Origin of the sequence: Streptomyces sp. AK02-01A, assembly GCF_033795305.1 — a bacterium.
Classification (GTDB): Bacteria; Actinomycetota; Actinomycetes; order Streptomycetales; family Streptomycetaceae; genus Streptomyces.
Genome location: NZ_JARBAE010000005.1, coordinates 137305 through 155456, shown reverse-complemented (window position 1 = coordinate 155456; position 18152 = coordinate 137305). Strand labels below are relative to the sequence as shown.

Genomic DNA, 18152 nt, shown 5'->3' with positions numbered 1-18152 from the left:
CTCAACCCGGGCCCCTTGGAACCCTCTTGACCCGCTCGTGATCGAACAATGTGGCGGCGATCTGTCCAACTCGCCCTGAATTAAGATGGATCGGGCGGTAGTCGTCAATCCTCGTACGGGTGTGGTTATTCCCGTAGACGGGATACACGAGTGTCATGAGGGGGCGATAGGGTTAACCTGCCCGGGCCGGGTGCCCTCGTACGGGTGGGGAGTGACATGGAACAGATAACGATGCACAGCAGGGCGCGAATCCCTGCCATCACATGCGGGAGCAGCGCGACCAGTTCGCGCCTCGACCGTCATCTCTCGGTGCTCGGCGGTCCCGCCGTGCCCCGGGGCGAGGCGGCCGAGGCGACCCTGTTGATGCGCGAGCTGACCTCGCGTGACCGGTCGGAGACCCACAAGAGCAGGAGCGCTCGGGTCTCGCTCTTCGCACCGCTGAGGCGCCTGCGCCGCTCGCTGTTCGGCAGCCGCGGCTGACCCTCGGAGCATTGTCGAACGCGCTCGGTCGATCACTCCGTCCGACGCAGTGCCGCTCTCCGCTCGTCCGTCATTCCCACGGCCTGCGGCAGTGCGTCGGCACGTTCGCCGGGCGCGGGCACTTCCCTCGTCGCGACGGCTCGGCCGGTGGCCCACTCCCCGCCACCGGCTCCAGCCGTCGGCGTCGCCCTCGTTCAACCCGCGCCCCGTTTTCCCGCCCCGCCGTTTCCCGTCACTCCCGCTGCCTTCATACCGCCGCACCGCGAGCGGTACGAACAGTACGAGAAGCACCGGCGGCCGGCGCATGATTTTGGCCATCTGCCGCGCCACCGGACCTGTGGAAAACATGCCTCAGATCAGGGCGAACTGACCGTCGGGCCCCTCCTCGTGATGGTCCAGCACGGAGGCCGGCCGACGGGCCGCGGCCGGGACCGGGAGGATGCCCGCTCCGTACAGCTCGGCCCGGCCGATGGCCGGGCCCTCGCGCAGTTCCTTCTGCCGTGGACGGAGTTCCGCGAGAAGCGCCAGGACCGTGATCAGCTCAAGCAGCTCCGAGGTCCATTCCCGCTGCCAGGCCGAAGGACCGATCGCCTCCAGCGTGCCCGGTCCGGCGGGCCGGGTCCGGCGCTCGAACCACAGCTCCAGCATCCGTACGCCTCCGACGAGGAAGTCCCACGCTCCGGCGGGCACTGGCGAGATACGGCCCGTGCCCAGCAGGAGGGCCTCGTCGCCGGAGTCGTACGCGATCGTCCCGGGCACGGCCGGGACGGCCGCGCGCACATAGGGACGGCGTCCACCGGGCAGCCTGGGCCGTTCGCCGCCACGGGCGCCGCGAAGCTGGATCTCGATCATCCGCCGTCCCAGCTCCACGCCGCCGGCCCAGACTCCGGGATCGGCGGTCAGCGGTACGGCGGTGCCCTCGGCGGAGGGCGCGGCGGCGGCCACGGCCCAGGCCAGCACCTCACCACCGGTGACCTCGCGCCCGTAACGCGCGGTCAGCAGGGCCGTCAGCCCCGGAGCGAGATTGGGCTCGGCGCCGCCGGGCCGGCGGTAGAGCGGACGGATCCGCCCCGGCCGTCCGGCCGGCGAACGGCCGTCCGGGAGCAGCGCGCTCACCAGCAGCGCGGGTCCCGTCGCGGCGCCCGGTATCCAGCCCTGTTCGACGGCGAAGATCTGATGCTCGTCGGCGACCCGCCACAGCTCGGGACGGGCCGCGTCGATCAGCCGGTGGTCGGGGATCAGCCACTGCTCGTCGAACGGGCCGTGCAGCACCCGCAGCGGCCGGGGACAGCGGCCCGACTCCCGCGCGAACCGTCCGGTGCCCGTGGCCCGGCCTGGCAGCGCGGCCACCGCGCTGTGCTGTGTACGGGCCCGGCTCGGCTCGAACAGCGCCTCCCGCTCGGCGCCCCGTGCCCCTACGAGCCGGTCCCAGCGGGCCGTGAGGGACGCCGCGTCCGGTGACAGGATCCAGGATCTGCCGTACCGCAGGGGCGCCGTCGACCAGGGCATGAGGTCGCTCAGCAGCGGAGCGTCGGAGAGCGGAGCGTGCCCGCCGGACCGCACCGCCGTCATGGAGGCACCCTCCCCGTCATCCGGACAGTCCTTCCGTCGTCTTTGTCCCCGTACGCCGTCGGCGGCATCGTAACCGGCGCCCCGGAATCGGGTCAGCGCGCCGGGGTCAGTGCGCCGGCGCTCCGCCGGTCCGGTCCGGCTCCGTGCCGGTGAGATCCGTCTCGACGGTGACGGAGAAGGAGAAGCGGTCACCGCGGTAGTGGATCCGGGCCACATCGACGACCCGGCCCCGCTCGTCGTACGTCACGCCGGTGTAGTGCAGGATCGGGCTCAGCAGCGGCACCCGCAGCAGCTCCGCCGTGGCCGGGTCCGCGAGCCGGGCCTCGACCGTGTCCGTGATCCGGCTGATCCGCACTCCCACCGCGTCCCGCAGTACCTTCGTCATCGGCCAGCGCTCCAGATCGGTGATGTCGAGCCCCGCCGCGACCTCGGGATGGACGGCGTTCTCCGCCCAGTTGACGGGCTCACCGCTCGCGCCGTCGCAGCGCACCCGCCGGTAGGCGACCACCTCGTCCAGGCCCGGGAAGTACTCCGCCAGCTCGCCAGGGACCGGGACCGGGCCATGGCCGAGGACCGTCGTCCGCTCGCCGGACTGCTGCGCCACGATCGCGTCGATCGAGCCGAGCAGCCGGCGCGGGGCACCGCGCCGCGCGCCCGGTTCGATGAAGGTGCCGCGCCGCCGGTGCCGGCTGATCAGGCCCTCTTCCTCCAGCTCCTTGAGCGCCTGACGCATCGTCAGCACACTGACGCCGTAGTGCGCGGCGAGCTGCTCCTCGGTGGGCAGCCGCAGCGGATCGCGTGGACTGCGGCCCAGTATCGAGGCGCGCAGCGACTGCGAGACCTGATACCAGAGCGGCAGCTTGCGGTTCAGGACCAGCGAATCGGGGGCGAAGGCGGTCACGGCAACTCCGAAAACGTCACATACAGCTCTGCGTCAGCGCCTGAAGTGGCGCTCCAGACCCTGCCACACGTTGTCGTAGCCCTGCTGGAGGTGTCCCGCTCCCGCCGCCTGTGCGGTCACGGTCACCGGCCAGCGCGTCTCGAACATGAAGGCGAGACCGGCGTCGATCTTCTGCGGCCTCAGCTCGGCCGCGCTCGCCCGCTCGAAGGTCTCCTGATCCGGCCCGTGCGCCGACATCATGTTGTGCAGCGAGCCGCCGCCGGGTACGAAGCCGCCCTCGCCGGCCGTCTTCGCGTCGTACGCGCCCTCGATCAGGCCCATGTACTCGCTCATCACATTGCGGTGGAAGTACGGCGGCCGGAAGGTGTCCTCGCCGACCAGCCAGCGCGGCGCGAAGACGACGAAGTCGACACCGGCCAGGCCCGGAGTGTCGGAGGGCGAGGTCAGCACGGTGAAGATCGACGGATCGGGATGGTCGTAGCTGATGGACCCGATGACATTGAAGCGGCGCAGGTCATAGACGTACGGCACATGATTGCCGTGCCAGGCGACCACATCGAGCGGCGAGTGGTCGTAGACGGCGGCCCAGAGATTCCCGCAGAACTTGTTGATGACCTCCACCGGCCCCTCGATGTCCTCGTACGCGGCGGTGGGCGCGAGGAAGTCACGGGCGTTGGCGAGGCCGTTGGCGCCGATCGGACCGAGGTCCGGGAGGACGAACGGCCGGCCGTAGTTCTCACAGACATAGCCGCGCGCGGTCTCGTCCAGCAGCTCGACGCGGAAGCGCACACCGCGCGGGATCAGCGCCACCTGGCCGGGACGGGCGGCGAGCAGGCCCAGTTCGGTACGGATCAGCAGGCCGCCGCGCTCGGGGACGATCAGCAGCTCTCCGTCGGCGTCGCTGAACACCCGGTCGGTCATGGCGGCGTTGGCGTGGTAGAGGTGCACCGCCATGCCCGCACGCAGGGCCGTGTCGCCGTTTCCGCCGAGCGTCCAGAGGCCGGCCAGGAAGTCGGTGCCCGGCGCGGGCTCCGGCAGCGGATCCCAGCGCAGCCGGTTGGGATCGGGGACGGTCTCGGCGAACGGCCCGCCCCGCACCGCGCCGTTGTCGATCCTGACGTACGGCGGGTGCGCGGCCGACGGGCGGATGCGGTACAGCCAGGACCGCCGGTTGTGCGAGCGGGGCTCGGTGAAGGCGCTGCCGCTGAGCTGCTCCGCGTAGAGACCCAGCGGAGCGCGCTGCGGTGCGTTGCGGCCGTGCGGGAGCGCGCCCGGCACGGCCTCGGAGCTGTGCTCATTGCCGAATCCGGGGGAGTGGTCCAGGTCCTCCGCCGTCTTCCGCGCCTGCTCGATGCCGCTCATCGTCCGCTCCCCTGTTCAAGAAATCCTATGGACAACCGTAGGATTGCTGGCGCGACGCGTCAACGGCGCCGCGCGGCACGGTGGAGTCCGTGCCACACGACCGTACGAACGCCGGGCCCGACGAGGCCGCCGGTCCCGGCATCCGGCCGTCGGTGGCGGTAGCGGCACCGGTATGGTCGAGCACATGGCGGGACGGGCCACGCGCCTGGGTCTGGTGACCGGAGCGCTGCGCCCGCCGCTCATGTACGGCCTGTCCCACGACCGTTTCTACCTCGGAGTCCTGCCCGTGCTCGTCAGGCGGCCGCCGCGCGTACCGAGTCCGTTCGTCCCCGCTGTTTCTGTCGTGGTGGGCATGGCCGAGGTCGCGGCCGGAATCCTCTCCGGCACGATCTGATGGCGGCGGACCGAGCGGACTCAGCGGACCTGGCGGACCCGGCGGACCGGAGGCCCGGCGGGAGAGGCTGGCTGCTCCGTCTGGTCATCGCCTTCTGTTTCGCGCAGGGCGCGGTGTCGATGGCGAGGCCGGCCGTCTCCTACCGGGCGCTCTCCATGGGCGCGGACGAGCGGGCGATCGGCGTGATCACCGCCGTGTACGCGCTGCTGCCGCTGTTCGCCGCCGTACCGCTCGGCCGCAGGACCGACCACGGCCGCTGCGTCCCGCTGCTGGTGGCCGGAGTGGTCCTGATCTCCGGCGGATGCGCGCTCAGCGGTACGGCGGGCTCGCTGCCCGCACTGGCCGTCTGGAGCGCGGTGATGGGCCTCGGCCATCTCTGCTTCGTCATCGGCGCCCAGTCGATCGTCGCCCGCCGCAGCGCACCGGCCGAACAGGACCGCGACTTCGGCCACTTCACCATCGGCGCCTCCCTCGGCCAGCTCGCCGGACCGGTCGCGGCCGGTCTGCTGGTCTCCGGCCAGGACGGCGAGATGGCCCGTACGAGCGCGCTCGCCCTGCTCGTCTCCGCCGTCGCGGCGGCGGTCTCCTGCACCTCGCTCTGGCGTATCGAGCGGCGTACCGTCTCCGCTCCGGCGGGCGGACGGCCGGCGAAGGTCCCCGTCCGGAGCATCCTGCGGACCAGAGGCGTGCCCGTCGGCATCTTCATCAGTCTGGCCGTGCTCTCCACCACCGACATCCTCACCGCCTATCTGCCGGTGCTCGGGGAACAGCGCGGCATCGCGCCCACCACGATCGGTCTGCTGCTCAGCCTGCGCGCCGCCGCCACCATCGCCTGCCGACTGGTGATGACCCCGATGATCCGGTGGCTCGGCCGTACCGTCCTGCTCACCGTGACCTGTCTGCTCGGCGGACTCCTCTGCGCGGGCATCGCCCTGCCCGTACCGGTATGGGCACTCGCCGTGATGCTCACGGCGCTCGGCTTCTGTCTGGGCGTCGGCCAGCCGCTGTCGATGACGACCGTCGTACGGGCCGCTCCCGACGAGGCCCGCTCCACCGCTCTGGCCCTGCGGCTCACCGGCAACCGGCTCGGTCAGGTCGCCGCGCCCGCCTCCGCCGGTCTGGTCGCCGGGGTCGCCGGCACCGGAGCTCCGTTCGTGATGCTCGGCGCTCTGCTGACGGCGGCGGCCGGCCTCGGTCTCCGGCGGCCGGCCGCCGCTGCGCCGGAGACAGAGAAAGAGACAGAGAAAGAGACAGAGAAGGAGGCAGCGGAGGAGACAGCGACGGAGACAGCGACGGAGACGGAACCCGGCGATGTCCCGGGATCCCGCCGGTCCGCTCCGGCCCGCGACCGCTCCTGAACCGGCCGCCGAACCGTCCCGCGACCGGCGCCACTTTCGAAACACGCCCTACGACGCCTGGCCGGATCGCGTCCACCACATCCGCCGTAGGCCGCAGGATCTTCCCGGCGGGCCATTGGCACCGGTCCCGGTCTTCTGAGTACCGACTGAGTACGGATGCGGATGTGGCCCGGGTCACGGCGGCCGAAGCTGCTTGTATGACTGATACTCCCGTCAAGCAGCAGAACACGGCGGCCTTCTACGGCCAGGCCGTCGCCTCTTTCGCGCTCGCGCTGGGCGCCGTGACCGTCGGAATCCTCCGTCTCGACGCCAACGCGTGGGTGCGGGGCTTCCTCGGCATCGCGGTCCTCTATCTGACGACCTCGGCGTTCACACTGGCCAAGGTGGTCAGGGACCGGCAGGAGGCCGGGCAGATCGTCAGCCGTGTCGACCAGGCCCGGCTGGAGAAGATCCTCGCCGAGCACGATCCCTTCCAGAAGCTCTGACCAGGATCTCTTGTGCCGCTCCAGGGACCGGACACGCCCTAAGCGCTTGCTCAGCTTCGAGGTATGGTGTCCTGCCGAGTGGAAGGGGCGAGCGATGCGTACGGCGGAGCAGACGGCGGACGGCGACAACACGCCGTGGGGTGAGGTCACCCCGGAGGCGGCCAGAAGGCTGCTCGTCGCCGCCGTGGAGGCGTTCGCCGAGCGCGGCTACCACGCCACCACCACCCGTGACATCGCCGGGCGCGCGGGGATGAGCCCGGCGGCGCTCTACATCCACTACAAGACCAAGGAAGAGCTGCTCCACCGCATCAGCAGCATCGGCCACGACAGGGCTCTGAAACTGCTGTCCGCCGCGGCGGACGGAGAGGGCACGGCGACGGAGCGGCTCGCCGACGCCGTACGCTCCTTCGTCCGCTGGCACGCGGAGCGGCACACCACGGCGCGGGTCGTCCAGTACGAACTGGACGCGCTCGGCGACGAGCACCGGGCGGAGATCGTGGAGCTGCGGCGGCGCACCGACGCGGTGGTGCGGCGCATCCTCGGCGACGGTGTCCGGGACGGCGAGTTCGACGTACCCGATGTGCCGGGCACCACGCTCGCGGTGCTGTCGCTCTGTATCGATGTGGCGCGCTGGTTCAACGCGGCCGGGCGCCGGACGCCGGACGAGGTCGGCGCGCTCTACGCCGATCTCGTCCTGCGCATGGTCTCCGCCCAGCGGCGGCCCGGCGCGGCTCAGAAGTAACCGGCTCAGAAGTAAGCGGCTCAGGAGCAACGGCTCAGGAGCAACGGCTCAGGAGCAACGGCTCAGAAGTAATAGCGAGTCACGGACTCGGCCACGCAGACCGGTTTGCCGCCGCCCTCGCGTTCGACCGTGACCAGCGCCGTGATCTGTACGCCGCCCTCGCCCGCATCCGTGACCTCCTTCAGGACGACCGAGGCGCGCAGCCGGGAGCCGACGGGCACGGGAGCGGGGAAACGGACCTTGTTGGCGCCGTAGTTGATGCCCATCTTCGCGTTCTCCACCCGCAGGACCTGCGGTACGAGCACCGGCAGCAGCGACAGCGTGAGATAGCCGTGCGCGATCGTCGTGCCGAACGGGCCGGACGCGGCGCGTTCGGGATCCACATGGATCCACTGGTGGTCGCCGGTGGCGTCGGCGAAGAGGTCGATCCGCTTCTGGTCGATGTCCAGCCAGTCGCTGTGACCGAGCTGCTCGCCGACTCCGGCGCGCAGCTCCTCGGCGGAGGTGAAGATCCTCGGCTCAGCCATGTCCCTGTTCCCTGCCTCTCAGGCCCGTCAAGCGTGCGAGCGTATGTCTAAGCGCTTGCTCAGGATGCTGGGGCACGCGTTCCTCTGTCAACGCGGACGTCAACACGGCGCCAACACGGCGTCAACGCGAATGTCAATACGGCCGTCGACGCGGACGCCGACACGCTCAACGGGAGTGGACAGTAGGCTCTGAGAGGTGCCGCAGATTCCTGAGAAGATCCAAGAACTCACCGTCGGCCAGCTTTCGGCGCGCAGCGGCGCCGCGGTGTCGGCCCTGCACTTCTACGAGTCCAAAGGGCTGATCAGAAGCCGCAGAACAAGTGGCAATCAGCGCCGCTACTGCCGGGACGCGCTGCGGCGCGTGGCCTTCGTCCGCGCCGCCCAGCGGGTGGGTATCCCGCTCGCGACGATCAGGGACGCGCTGGCCGAACTCCCGGAGGAGCGCACTCCGAACCGCGACGACTGGGCCCGGCTCTCCGAAGCCTGGCGCTCGGAGCTGGACGCGCGCATCAACCGGCTGGCCCGCCTCCGCGACCATCTGACGGACTGCATCGGCTGCGGTTGCCTCTCGCTCGAAACCTGTGTCCTGTCCAACCCGGGCGACGTCTTCGGTGACCGTATGGCCGGATCGAGCCTTCTCCCGGAACGCCGCGCCAGGAAGCCCGGGGCCTGCTGAGACCGGCGGGCGGTCCCGCGGCGCGTGGCCGTCGCCGTCCGGCGGGACGCCGTCCCGTGTTCCGTTCCGAAGGGCTCGGGCGTGCGGACGGGAGTCGGCGGGGTCACCGACACCGCGGGGGCGCACCGTCGCCGGAGTCCGCCCCCGCGGGTCCTATGCCACCGACGCCAGTTCCTTCAGTCGTTTCCGCTTGGCCCGGTCCAGGGCCTCGGACGTGAGAACGGGCTGTGGCACGACGATGCCACAGCCCATGCAGACCGGCCCGGACCACGGCTCGTTGGACAGATCGGGCCGCCAGACGATCCCGCGCGCCGCGCATACCGGGCAGGCCGCGCCGGGTCCCGTCTCCAGCCCGGAGATCAGCCGGCGCAGCACCTCGGCGAGCGACTCCGACGGATGGACCGCGGGATCGTCGCACCGGGCGACGCCGTTGCCGCCCCAGGTCCGCCGGTGCCAGTCGTCAAAGCTTCCCGGCCGTCGCAGCCCGTCGTGCTTCTCGCGCTTGCGCCGCTCCGCGAACTCCACCTCGTACGCGAGCCATACGGCCCGCGCCTCCTCCAGTTCGTCCAGCGCGGCCGTCAGCCGTGCCGGATCGGGCGCCCTGTCCTCGGGCTCCATGCTGTGCCTCGCGCACAGATGATCCCAGGTCGCCCGGTGCCCATAAGGGGCAAACCGCTCCAGGCACTTGCGCAGTGAATACCGTCGCAAGGCCAGATCACATCGTGGATCGCGCACCTGTCTCGCAAGACTCCGGAATCCGGCCACCGTATGCCACCTCCGTCGCTGGTACTTCGGCGTTGTGGAATGGACGTACGCCTGCCCCATTCGGCTCCATCAAAAAACAAATGGCCGTTACGAATCGGTCATTTCGGTTGATATCGAGCGAGATTCGAGCGCGATTCACAGGAAACTCCGTGTGGTGACTCGGAAAAGGTGACTCATGTTCACCTTACTGAGGGGTCATACCGTCGGTAACCTCCGGCGCACCGGCCTCCCCGAGGAGCATCCATGCGACGACGCACCGGAAGACTCACCAGCGCCACCGCCGCGGCGGTGTTCGCGTTGGGCGCGGCCCTGCTGATTCCACTGCCGCGGGCCGCGGCCGATCCCGCACGCGACGCACCGGCGCCGGCCGCCGACTCCGCCGCCGATCCGGTCACCGACCACTGCCTGGGCCAGTGCGACGACATCCTGCCGCCGGGCCAGAACGGCAACGCCACCCTCGCCGACATCCTCGGCAACCGTCTCTTCGGCACTCATCCGGCCCACTCCTCCGACCAACTCGGCCGTTATGACGCGCTGGTGGCGGGCCGCGGCGGGCTCACCGACGAGAAGCTCACCGACTTCTTCAACGACTCCTCCTTCGGCGTCCCGGGCAACCAGGTCGAATCCGTCACCACACCGCGCGAGGACGTCACGATCACCCGCGACAAGCAGACCGGTGTCCCGCACATCAAGGGCACCACCCGCTACGGCACCGAATTCGGCGCCGGCTACGCGGCGGGCCAGGACCGGCTCTGGATGATGGACCTCTTCCGCCACATAGGCCGCGGCGAGCTGACCTCCTTCGCCGGCGGCGCACTCGCCAACCAGGGCCTGGAGCAGCAGTTCTGGCCCTCGGCGCCATACACGGAGGCCGATCTGGAGGCCCAGGTCGAACGGATCAGGACCACCGAGGGCGAACGCGGCGAACTGGCCATGGCCGACGCCCAGGCGTATGTCGACGGCATCAACGCCTACCGCCAGAAGTCCAAGAACGGCCGCTACTTCCCTGGCGAGTACGTCCTCACCGGCAAGATCGACTCCATCACCAACATCGGCGAGATCCAGCCGTTCAGGATCACTGACCTGATCTCCATCGCGTCCGTCGTCGGCGGCCAGTTCGGCGGCGGAGGCGGCGGCGAGGTGCAGGCCGCGCTCTCGCTCCTCGCCGCGCAGCGGAAGTACGGCGTCGCCCAGGGCACCGAGGTCTGGGAGTCCTTCCGGCAGCGCGAGGACCCCGAGGCCGTGCTCACCGTCCACGACGGCACCGCCTTCCCGTACGCCGGGAAGCCCGCGGAGCCCCGCGGCACGGCCCTGCCCGATCCGGGCTCGGTCCAGGCCGAGCCGCTCGTGTACGACAGGACCGGCTCGGCCCGTGACCACGCCAAGGCCCCGGTGCGCGCACCGGCCCCGCTCACAACGCTCCAGGGAATCTTCGACGACGGCGTCGTCCCGCCGGGTTCGCTCAACCCGCGGCGCGGTATGTCCAACGCGCTGCTCGTCTCCGGCGAACACACCGCGAGCGGCGATCCCGTCGCCGTCTTCGGCCCTCAGACCGGCTATTTCGCGCCACAGCTTCTGATGATCCAGGAGCTCCAGGGACCCGGCATCAGCGCACGCGGCGTCGCCTTCGCCGGAGTCGGCATGTATGTCCAGATGGGCCGGGGCCAGGACTACGCCTGGAGCGCCACCTCGGCCGGCCAGGACATCACGGACACCTACGCCGTCGAGCTGTGCGAGCCCGACGGCTCACCGGCCACCAAGGCGTCCACGCACTATCTCCACCGCTCCGTCTGCACCGCCATGGAGAAGATGGAACGCGCCAACTCCTGGAAGCCGAGCGTCGCCGACTCCACCGCCGCGGGCTCCTACCGGCTCCAGGTCTGGCGCACCGCGTACGGCATGGTCACGCACCGCGCGACGGTCGGCGGCAAGCCCGTCGCGTACACCTCGCTGCGTACCACCTACCGGCACGAAGCCGATTCGATCATCGGCTTCCAGATGCTCAACGACCCCTCGTACACCAAGGACGCCGCCTCCTTCCAGCGAGCGGCGGCGAACATCGACTACGCCTTCAACTGGTTCTACGCGGACTCCCGCACCATCGCCTACTTCAACAGCGGCATGAATCCGGTACGCGCGGCGGGCGTCGATCCCGCGCTGCCCGTCAAGGCGGAGCAGGCATACGAATGGCAGGGTTACGACCCGGCGCACAACACCGCCGCGTACACGCCGTTCGCCGAGCATCCGCGCTCCGTCGGGCAGGACTACTACGTCTCCTGGAACAACCGGCAGGCGAAGGGCTACGCCACGGCCGGGTTCGGCTTCGGCGCGGTGCACCGCGCCGATCTGCTCGACGGCCGCGTCAAGAAGCTGGTCGAGCAAGGCGGTGTCACCCGCGCCTCCCTGACCCGGGTCATGGCCGACGCGGCGCTGACCGATCTGCGCGGTGAGCAGGTCCTGCCGGAACTGCTGAAGGTGCTGCGCTCCGCGCCGGTCACGGATCCACGGCTGAACAACGCGGTGGGCCGGCTCGAATCCTGGCGGGCCGCCGGGTCCCGGCGCGAGGAGACCGCGAAGGGCTCGCACACCTATGGCCACTCGGACGCCGTACGGATCATGGACGCCTGGTGGCCGAGGCTGGTCGAGGCCGAATTCCGTCCTGGGCTCGGCGACGGCCTCTACCAGGCCCTCACCGCCTCGCTCGCGATCGACGAATCACCGGCGGCCAGTCATGGCGCGACCGGAGCGCACGGCGGCTCGGCCTTCCAGTACGGCTGGTGGAGTTATGTCGACAAGGACCTCCGGCAGGTCCTCGGTGAGCCCGTGCGGGCGCCGACGGCGGACACCTACTGCGGAGACGGCGGCCTCAGCGCCTGCCGGGAGGCGCTGCTCACCAGCCTGAAGGCGGCCGTGGCGGCTCCGGCGACCGAGGTCTATCCCGGGGACGAGAGCTGCGCGGCCGGCGACCAGTGGTGCACGGACGCGATCGTCCACCGGGCGCTGGGCGGCATCACCCACGCCACCGTCAACTGGCAGAACAGGCCGACCTATCAGCAGGTCGTGGAGTTTCCCTCGCACCGCTGACGGTGTGATCCACGGGCCGGACCGCCTTCCCGGGCGGCCCGGCCCACGGGCTCAGCGATAGCGCAGATAGGAGCGCCGTACGGCACGGAACGCGGCGAGTTCGTCCTCCCAGGCCCCGGCGACCTCGTCCGTTCCGGCGCCCGCGTCGATCATCGTGCGGACCCGCGCCGAGCCGGTCAGCTTGTCGATCCAGTTGTCGGAGCGCCAGGCGAATCCGCTCCAGGTCCGCTTCGCCGTCACCAGCAGCGCGATTCCGGTGCGTACCGGATCGAACGACTCCCGGTCGTGGACGTGCAGTTGCACTCCACCGACCGTGATGCCCTCGAACTTGGAGAACGACGGCGCGAAGTACGCCTCGCGGAAGCGGACTCCCGGCAGCTCCAGCGCGTTGGCCGCCTCGGCCCACCGCCGGTCGATGCCCTCCGCTCCCAGCAGCTCGAAGGGCCTGGTCGTGCCGCGTCCCTCCGACAGATTCGTCCCTTCGAAGAGACAGGTGCCCGAGTACACGAGCGCCGTGTCGGGCGTCGGCATGTTGGGACTCGGCGGCACCCACGGCAGCCCTGTGGCGTCGAAGAACTCCGAGCGGCGCCATCCCGACATCCGCACCGTCTCCAGCTCCACCGGCTTCGCCAGGAATTCGCCGTTGAAGAGCAGCGCCAGCTCGGTGACCGTCATGCCGTGGGCCTGGGAGACCGGCCGGCGTCCCACGAAGGTCGCGAAGTCCGGGTGCAGGACCGGCCCGAGGGCGTCTCGGCCGGTGACCGGATTGGGCCGGTCCAGTACGACGAAGCGCTTGCCCGCGAGGGCCGCCGCCTCCATGCAGTCGTACAGCGTCCAGATGTATGTGTAGAAGCGGGCGCCCGCGTCCTGGATGTCGAAGACGACGGTGTCGACGCCGGACGCGGTGAAGATGTCCGCGAGCGGCTGTCCGCTCTTGAGATAGGTGTCGTAGACCGGCAGCCCGGTGGCCGGGTCGTCATGGCGTCCTTCCGAGCCGCCGGCCTGGGCCGTGCCCCGGAAGCCGTGCTCGGGACCGAAGACGGCGGTCAGGTCGACCCGGTCGTCGCCGTGCATCACATCGACGATGTGCCGCGCGTCCTGGGTGATCCCGGTCGGGTTGGTGACGATGCCCACGCGCTGGCCGGACAGCGGCCGGTAGCCGTCGGCGGCCAGCCGGTCGAAGCCCGTGCGGACGCTCCCGCCGGGCCGACCGTGGTCCGGACGCGCCGTCGCGCGGGCGGCGCTCGCGGCCACGGCTCCCACCGCGCCGCCGGCGGCCAGCAAACCCCGTCTGGTCAGACTCATTCGGCTACCTCCATGATCGCGCGGCCTGTCATGCCCACGCACGTTAGTGCGGAACGGTCCACTGGACGAGAGCCACCGGCGGTTCGCCGCACGCTCCTTCCTTTCCCACTCCCTTCACTCATAACATACCGACTGGTCAGTCTGTGGTCGCCGACAGTACGGTCGGCCAGAACCGGCAGTCCGGAAAGGCAGGTCCCGATGAGTACGGTGGACGGCGCGCGGGTCGTGGTCACAGGGGCCGGCGGCGGCATCGGCGCCGCACTCGCCCGCGGATTCGCGGCCCGAGGCGCCCGAGTGGTGGTCAATGACCTCGACGCGGACAAGGCCGAGGCGGTCGCGGCGGAGATCGGCGCCATCGCTCTCCCCGGCGACGCCTCCGTCATCGTCGGCGCCGCCCGCGAGGCGCTCGGCGGCACCGTCGACATCTACTGCGCCAACGCCGGCCTCGGCTCACCCGGCGACGCACTGGCCGGCGAGGACGTCTGGTCGGCCGCCTGGGACGTCAATGTCATGGCGCATGTCCGGGCCGTCCGGGCGCTGCTGCCGGACTGGCTGGAGCGAGGCAGCGGCCGGTTCGTCTCCACCGTCTCCGCCGCCGGTCTGCTCACCATGATCGGCGCCGCTCCGTACAGCGTCACCAAACACGGCGCGCTGGCCTACGCGGAGTGGCTCTCGCTGACCTACCGCCATCGCGGACTCAAGGTCCACGCGATCTGTCCGCAGGGTGTGCGTACGGACATGCTCACCGCCTCGGGCAGCGCCGGTGAGCTGGTCCTCAGCCCCACGGCCATCGAACCGGAGGCGGTCGCCGACGCGCTCTTCGCCGCCATGGTGGAGGATCGCTTCCTGGTCCTGCCGCATCCCGAGGTGGCGGGCTTCCACCAGGCACGCGCCGCCGACCCCGACCGCTGGCTGGCCACGATGAACCGCATGCAGCAGAAGTGGGAAGGGATCGCGGAATGACCGGCTCGATCTACGCGGCCAAACCCTGGCTCGCCCAGCTCAGCGAGGCCCAGCGGGCCCCTGTCGACCCGCCGGCCTCCGTGGTGCACGCGTTCCGCGCCGCCGTGGCCAGGGCTCCCGAGCATCCCGCGCTCGCCTACTTCGACGCCCGGATCGGCTACCGCGAGGCCGACGAACTGTCCGACTCCGTCGCCGGTCATCTCGCCGGCCGCGGACTGAGGCGTGGCGACCGGGTCGCGATCATGCTCCAGAACAGCCCGCACTTCGTCCTCGCACTCCTCGGCGCCTGGAAGGCGGGCGCGACCGTCGTACCGGTCAACCCGATGTACAAGTCCGCCGAGGTCGCTCATGTGCTGGCCGACGCCGAGGTGACGGCGCTGATCTGCGCGGACCGCGCCTGGGAGGCGTATCTGCGCGAGACGGCCGACGCCTCCTCCGTACGGATCGTCCTCACGGCCTGTGAGCTGGACTTCCAGACCCGCGACGACAAGCGCGTCCTCGGCTTCGAGCGCCTTCCGGTGCCACCGGACACCGACGATCTGCTGGCCGTCGCCCGCCGGAGCCTGCCCGCGCCCGCCGAGGCGGACCCGGCGCCCTCCGATGTGGCGCTGATCAGCTACACGTCCGGTACGAGCGGCAAGCCCAAGGGCGCCATGAACTCCCACGGCAACATCATGGTCAACGCCGAGCGGCAGCGCGCCGGTCACCCGCTGGAGGAAGGAGCCTGCTACTTCGCGCTCGCGCCGCTCTTCCACATCACCGGCCTGGTCTGCGAACTGGCCGCGTGCGTCGCCAACGCGGGCACTCTCGCACTCGCCCACCGCTTCGAGGCCGGCGTGGTGCTCGATGCCTTCGCCGAGCACCGTCCCGCGTACACCGTCGGTCCCTCCACCGCCTTCATGGCGCTCGCCGCCCACCCGGATGTCACTCGCGAACACTTCAGTTCGTTCCGGATCCTCTCCTCGGGCGGCGCGCCGCTGCCGCCCGCGCTGGTCGAGAGGTTCCGCGCGGCCCTCGGCCCGTACATCCGCAACGGCTACGGCCTCACCGAGTGCACCGCGCCCTGCGCCGCCGTGCCGCCGGAGAAGGAGGCACCGGTCGACCCGGCCTCCGGCACCCTCTCCGTCGGCGTGCCGGGAGCCGACACGGTCGTACGGATCATCGACGAGCGGGGCGAGGACCTGCCCTTCGGTGAGCAGGGCGAGATCGCGGTACGCGGCCCGCAGGTGGTCTCCGGCTACTGGCGGCAGCCCCGGGCCACCGCCGAGACCTTTCCCGGCGGCGAACTGCGCACCGGCGACATCGGCTTCATGGACCCGGACGGCTGGCTCTATGTCGTCGACCGCAAGAAGGACATGATCAACGCCTCGGGCTTCAAGGTGTGGCCGCGCGAGGTGGAGGACGTGCTCTACACACATCCAGCGGTGCGCGAGGCGGCGGTGGTCGGCGTCCCCGACGCCTACCGCGGCGAGAGCGTGAAGGCGTATGTCAGTCTGCGTCCGGGCGCCGTCGTGGGCACCGGCGAACTGGGCGCCTACTGCAAGGACCGCCTGGCCGCGTACAAGTATCCGCGCGAGGTCGAGATCCTGCCCGAGCTGCCCAAGACCACCAGTGGGAAGATCCTCAGGCGGGAACTGCGTTCCCAGCCATGAAGGACGCGCGCACGGCGACGCGCGCGGGCGGTACGGAGCGAAAGACGGGTGACGGCACATGGCCAGAACGACGGACGGGAGCGGCGTTCCCGTCCCACAGCGGCTGCTGGCCGCCGCCACCAGGCTCTTCGCGGAGCGCGGCTATGACCGCACCTCCGTCCAGGAGATCGTGGAGGCGGCAGGCGTCACCAAAGGCGCGCTGTACCACTACTTCGGCTCCAAGGAGGATCTCCTCCAGGAGGTCTACGCCCGCGTCCTGCGCCTTCAGCAGGAGCGCCTCGACGCCTTCGCGGACGCGGACGAACCGGTGGCGCGACGGCTGCGGGACGCCGCCGCCGATGTCGTCGTCACGACGATCGACAACCTCGACGACGCCTCGATCTTCTTCCGCTCGATGCACCATCTCAGCCCCGAGAAGAACAAGCAGGTACGGGCCGAACGCCGCCGCTACCACGAGCGGTTCCGCGCGCTGATCGAGGAGGGCCAGCGGAGCGGCGTCTTCTCCACCGCCACTCCGGCCGACCTGGTGGTGGACTACCACTTCGGCTCGGTCCACCATCTCTCCACGTGGTACCGCCCGGACGGCCCGCTCAGTCCGCAGCAGGTGGCGGACCAGCTCGCGGATCTGCTGCTGCGAGCGCTGCGTCCCTGAGGGCTGTCCGGTCAGAGGTACTTCTTCAGCTCCCGCCGGGCCAGCGAGCGCTGATGCACCTCGTCGGGACCGTCCGCCAGCCGCAGTGTCCTGGCCGCGGCCCACAGCTCGGCCAGCGGGAAGTCCTGGCTGACCCCGCCCGCGCCATGGAGCTGGACGGCCCGGTCGAGGATGTCGACGACGGCGCGCGGAGTGGCGATCTTGATGGCCTGGATCTCCGTGTGCGCGCCGCGGTTGCCGGCCGTGTCCATCAGCCAGGCCGTCTTCAGGACGAGGAGCCGAAGCTGCTCGACCGTCACCCGGGCGTCCGCGATCCAGTTCCGTACGACGCCCTGTTCCGCGAGCGGACGGCCGAACGCCGTACGGGAGACGGCCCGCCGGCACATCAGCTCGATCGCCCGCTCCGCCATGCCGATCAGCCGCATGCAGTGGTGGATACGGCCGGGACCGAGCCGGGCCTGGGCGATCGCGAAGCCGCCGCCCTCCTCGCCGATCAGATGTGTGGCGGGCACTCTGACCTGGTCGAACACGACCTCGGCATGACCGCCGTGGTGATGGTCCTCGTAGCCGTACACCCGCATGGCGCGCCGGACTTCGAGGCCCGGAGTGTCGCGCGGGACCAGGATCATCGACTGCTGGCGCCGGAGGTCCGCACCGTCCGGGTCGGTCTTGCCCATCACGATGAAGATCTCGCACGCCGGATTCATCGCTCCGGAGATGTACCACTTGCGGCCGTCGATGACGTAGTCGTCGCCGTCGCGCCGGATCCGCGTCCGGATGTTCGTCGCGTCCGACGAGGCCACCTCGGGTTCGGTCATCGCGAACGCCGACCGGATCTCACCCGACAGCAGCGGCTCAAGCCACCGCTTGCGCTGTTCCTCGGTGCCGAACTGGGCGAGCACTTCCATGTTCCCGGTGTCGGGCGCCGCGCAGTTCAGCGCGGTGGGCGCGAGCTGCGGCGAGCGGCCGGTGATCTCGGCGAGCGGCGCGTACTGGAGATTGCTGAGCCCGGCGCCGTACCGCGAGTCCGGAAGGAAGAGATTCCACAGCCCCCGCTCGCGCGCCTCGGCCTTGAGCTCCGCCACGATCTCCGGGGTGTCCCACGGGTCGGCGAGCCGGGCGCGCTGTTCCTCGGCGACGGCCTCGGCCGGATGGACACGCTCGTCCATGAAGGCGAGCAGCCGCGTCCGCAGCTCTTCGGTGCGGGCGTCGAATGCGAAGTCCATGGGATGTA

General features: G+C 70.6%; 17 protein-coding genes. 10 read left to right on the top strand and 7 right to left on the bottom strand.

Features of this window, described 5'->3' with window-relative positions:
- Positions 1–216: 216 nt before the first annotated feature.
- Positions 217–480: a hypothetical protein gene (locus PV679_RS08045; RefSeq protein ID WP_319679371.1), complete on the top strand. Its 264-nt coding sequence runs from the start codon at positions 217–219 to the stop codon at positions 478–480.
- 351 nt (positions 481–831) lie between these two features.
- On the opposite strand, the gene PV679_RS08040 is transcribed toward PV679_RS08045, so the two are convergent.
- The 3 genes from PV679_RS08040 to hmgA all read right to left on the bottom strand — a co-directional run bounded on the left by PV679_RS08040 (position 832) and on the right by hmgA (position 4315).
- Entirely contained in the window at positions 832–2052 is a 1221-nt protein-coding gene (locus PV679_RS08040) for a type ISP restriction/modification enzyme (protein WP_319679370.1), read from the bottom strand.
- Between the two features lie 106 nt (positions 2053–2158).
- Entirely contained in the window at positions 2159–2953 is a 795-nt protein-coding gene (locus PV679_RS08035) for a GntR family transcriptional regulator (protein ID WP_319679369.1), read from the bottom strand.
- Between the two features lie 33 nt (positions 2954–2986).
- On the bottom strand, positions 2987–4315 hold the full coding sequence (gene hmgA / locus PV679_RS08030) for a homogentisate 1,2-dioxygenase (RefSeq protein ID WP_319679368.1): 1329 nt from the start codon (positions 4313–4315) through the stop codon (positions 2987–2989).
- Positions 4316–4499: 184 nt separating this feature from the next.
- Here hmgA and PV679_RS08025 point away from each other — a divergent pair, with 184 nt between their 5' ends.
- From PV679_RS08025 to PV679_RS08010, 4 genes are all read left to right on the top strand, one after another.
- A complete protein-coding gene (locus tag PV679_RS08025; RefSeq protein WP_319679367.1) occupies positions 4500–4709 on the top strand; it encodes a hypothetical protein in 210 nt (69 codons plus the stop codon).
- Entirely contained in the window at positions 4709–6067 is a 1359-nt protein-coding gene (locus PV679_RS08020; RefSeq protein ID WP_319679366.1) for an MFS transporter, read from the top strand. Before PV679_RS08025 ends, PV679_RS08020 begins: the two co-directional genes overlap by 1 nt.
- A gap of 197 nt (positions 6068–6264) precedes the next feature.
- The gene (locus PV679_RS08015) at positions 6265–6552 is read left to right on the top strand and encodes a YiaA/YiaB family inner membrane protein (RefSeq protein ID WP_319679365.1); all 288 of its coding nucleotides are present in this window, start codon (positions 6265–6267) and stop codon (positions 6550–6552) included.
- Between the two features lie 94 nt (positions 6553–6646).
- On the top strand, positions 6647–7294 hold the full coding sequence (locus tag PV679_RS08010) for a TetR/AcrR family transcriptional regulator (RefSeq protein WP_319679364.1): 648 nt from the start codon (positions 6647–6649) through the stop codon (positions 7292–7294).
- Between the two features lie 62 nt (positions 7295–7356).
- Here the strand turns inward: PV679_RS08010 and PV679_RS08005 are convergent, their stop codons facing one another.
- On the bottom strand, positions 7357–7821 hold the full coding sequence (locus PV679_RS08005) for a MaoC family dehydratase (RefSeq protein ID WP_319679363.1): 465 nt from the start codon (positions 7819–7821) through the stop codon (positions 7357–7359).
- Between the two features lie 196 nt (positions 7822–8017).
- Between PV679_RS08005 and soxR the strand changes: the two genes are divergently transcribed.
- Positions 8018–8497 carry a redox-sensitive transcriptional activator SoxR gene (soxR, locus tag PV679_RS08000; protein WP_319679362.1) on the top strand — a complete coding sequence of 160 codons (480 nt, stop codon included), beginning with the start codon at positions 8018–8020 and terminating at the stop codon, positions 8495–8497.
- A 153-nt stretch (positions 8498–8650) separates the two neighbouring features.
- Here the strand turns inward: soxR and PV679_RS07995 are convergent, their stop codons facing one another.
- Positions 8651–9262, bottom strand: coding sequence for a hypothetical protein (locus PV679_RS07995; protein WP_319679361.1), 612 nt, complete (start codon positions 9260–9262; stop codon positions 8651–8653).
- A gap of 243 nt (positions 9263–9505) precedes the next feature.
- Here PV679_RS07995 and PV679_RS07990 point away from each other — a divergent pair, with 243 nt between their 5' ends.
- Positions 9506–12346 carry a penicillin acylase family protein gene (locus tag PV679_RS07990; protein ID WP_319679360.1) on the top strand — a complete coding sequence of 947 codons (2841 nt, stop codon included), beginning with the start codon at positions 9506–9508 and terminating at the stop codon, positions 12344–12346.
- Positions 12347–12397: 51 nt separating this feature from the next.
- Here PV679_RS07990 and PV679_RS07985 read toward each other — a convergent pair whose 3' ends face one another.
- The gene (locus tag PV679_RS07985; RefSeq protein WP_319679359.1) at positions 12398–13651 is read right to left on the bottom strand and encodes a DUF1343 domain-containing protein; all 1254 of its coding nucleotides are present in this window, start codon (positions 13649–13651) and stop codon (positions 12398–12400) included.
- Positions 13652–13849: 198 nt separating this feature from the next.
- Here PV679_RS07985 and PV679_RS07980 point away from each other — a divergent pair, with 198 nt between their 5' ends.
- Genes PV679_RS07980 through PV679_RS07970 form a run of 3 tightly spaced genes read left to right on the top strand, consistent with a single transcriptional unit; the run spans position 13850 to position 16918 of the window.
- Entirely contained in the window at positions 13850–14614 is a 765-nt protein-coding gene (locus PV679_RS07980; RefSeq protein WP_319679358.1) for an SDR family oxidoreductase, read from the top strand.
- Entirely contained in the window at positions 14611–16266 is a 1656-nt protein-coding gene (locus tag PV679_RS07975; RefSeq protein ID WP_319679357.1) for a class I adenylate-forming enzyme family protein, read from the top strand. The genes PV679_RS07980 and PV679_RS07975 overlap by 4 nt, the downstream gene beginning before the upstream one ends.
- Positions 16267–16324: 58 nt before the next feature.
- Entirely contained in the window at positions 16325–16918 is a 594-nt protein-coding gene (locus PV679_RS07970; RefSeq protein ID WP_319679356.1) for a TetR/AcrR family transcriptional regulator, read from the top strand.
- Positions 16919–16929: 11 nt separating this feature from the next.
- Here PV679_RS07970 and PV679_RS07965 read toward each other — a convergent pair whose 3' ends face one another.
- Positions 16930–18144: an acyl-CoA dehydrogenase family protein gene (locus PV679_RS07965; protein ID WP_319679355.1), complete on the bottom strand. Its 1215-nt coding sequence runs from the start codon at positions 18142–18144 to the stop codon at positions 16930–16932.
- Positions 18145–18152: the final 8 nt, after the last annotated feature.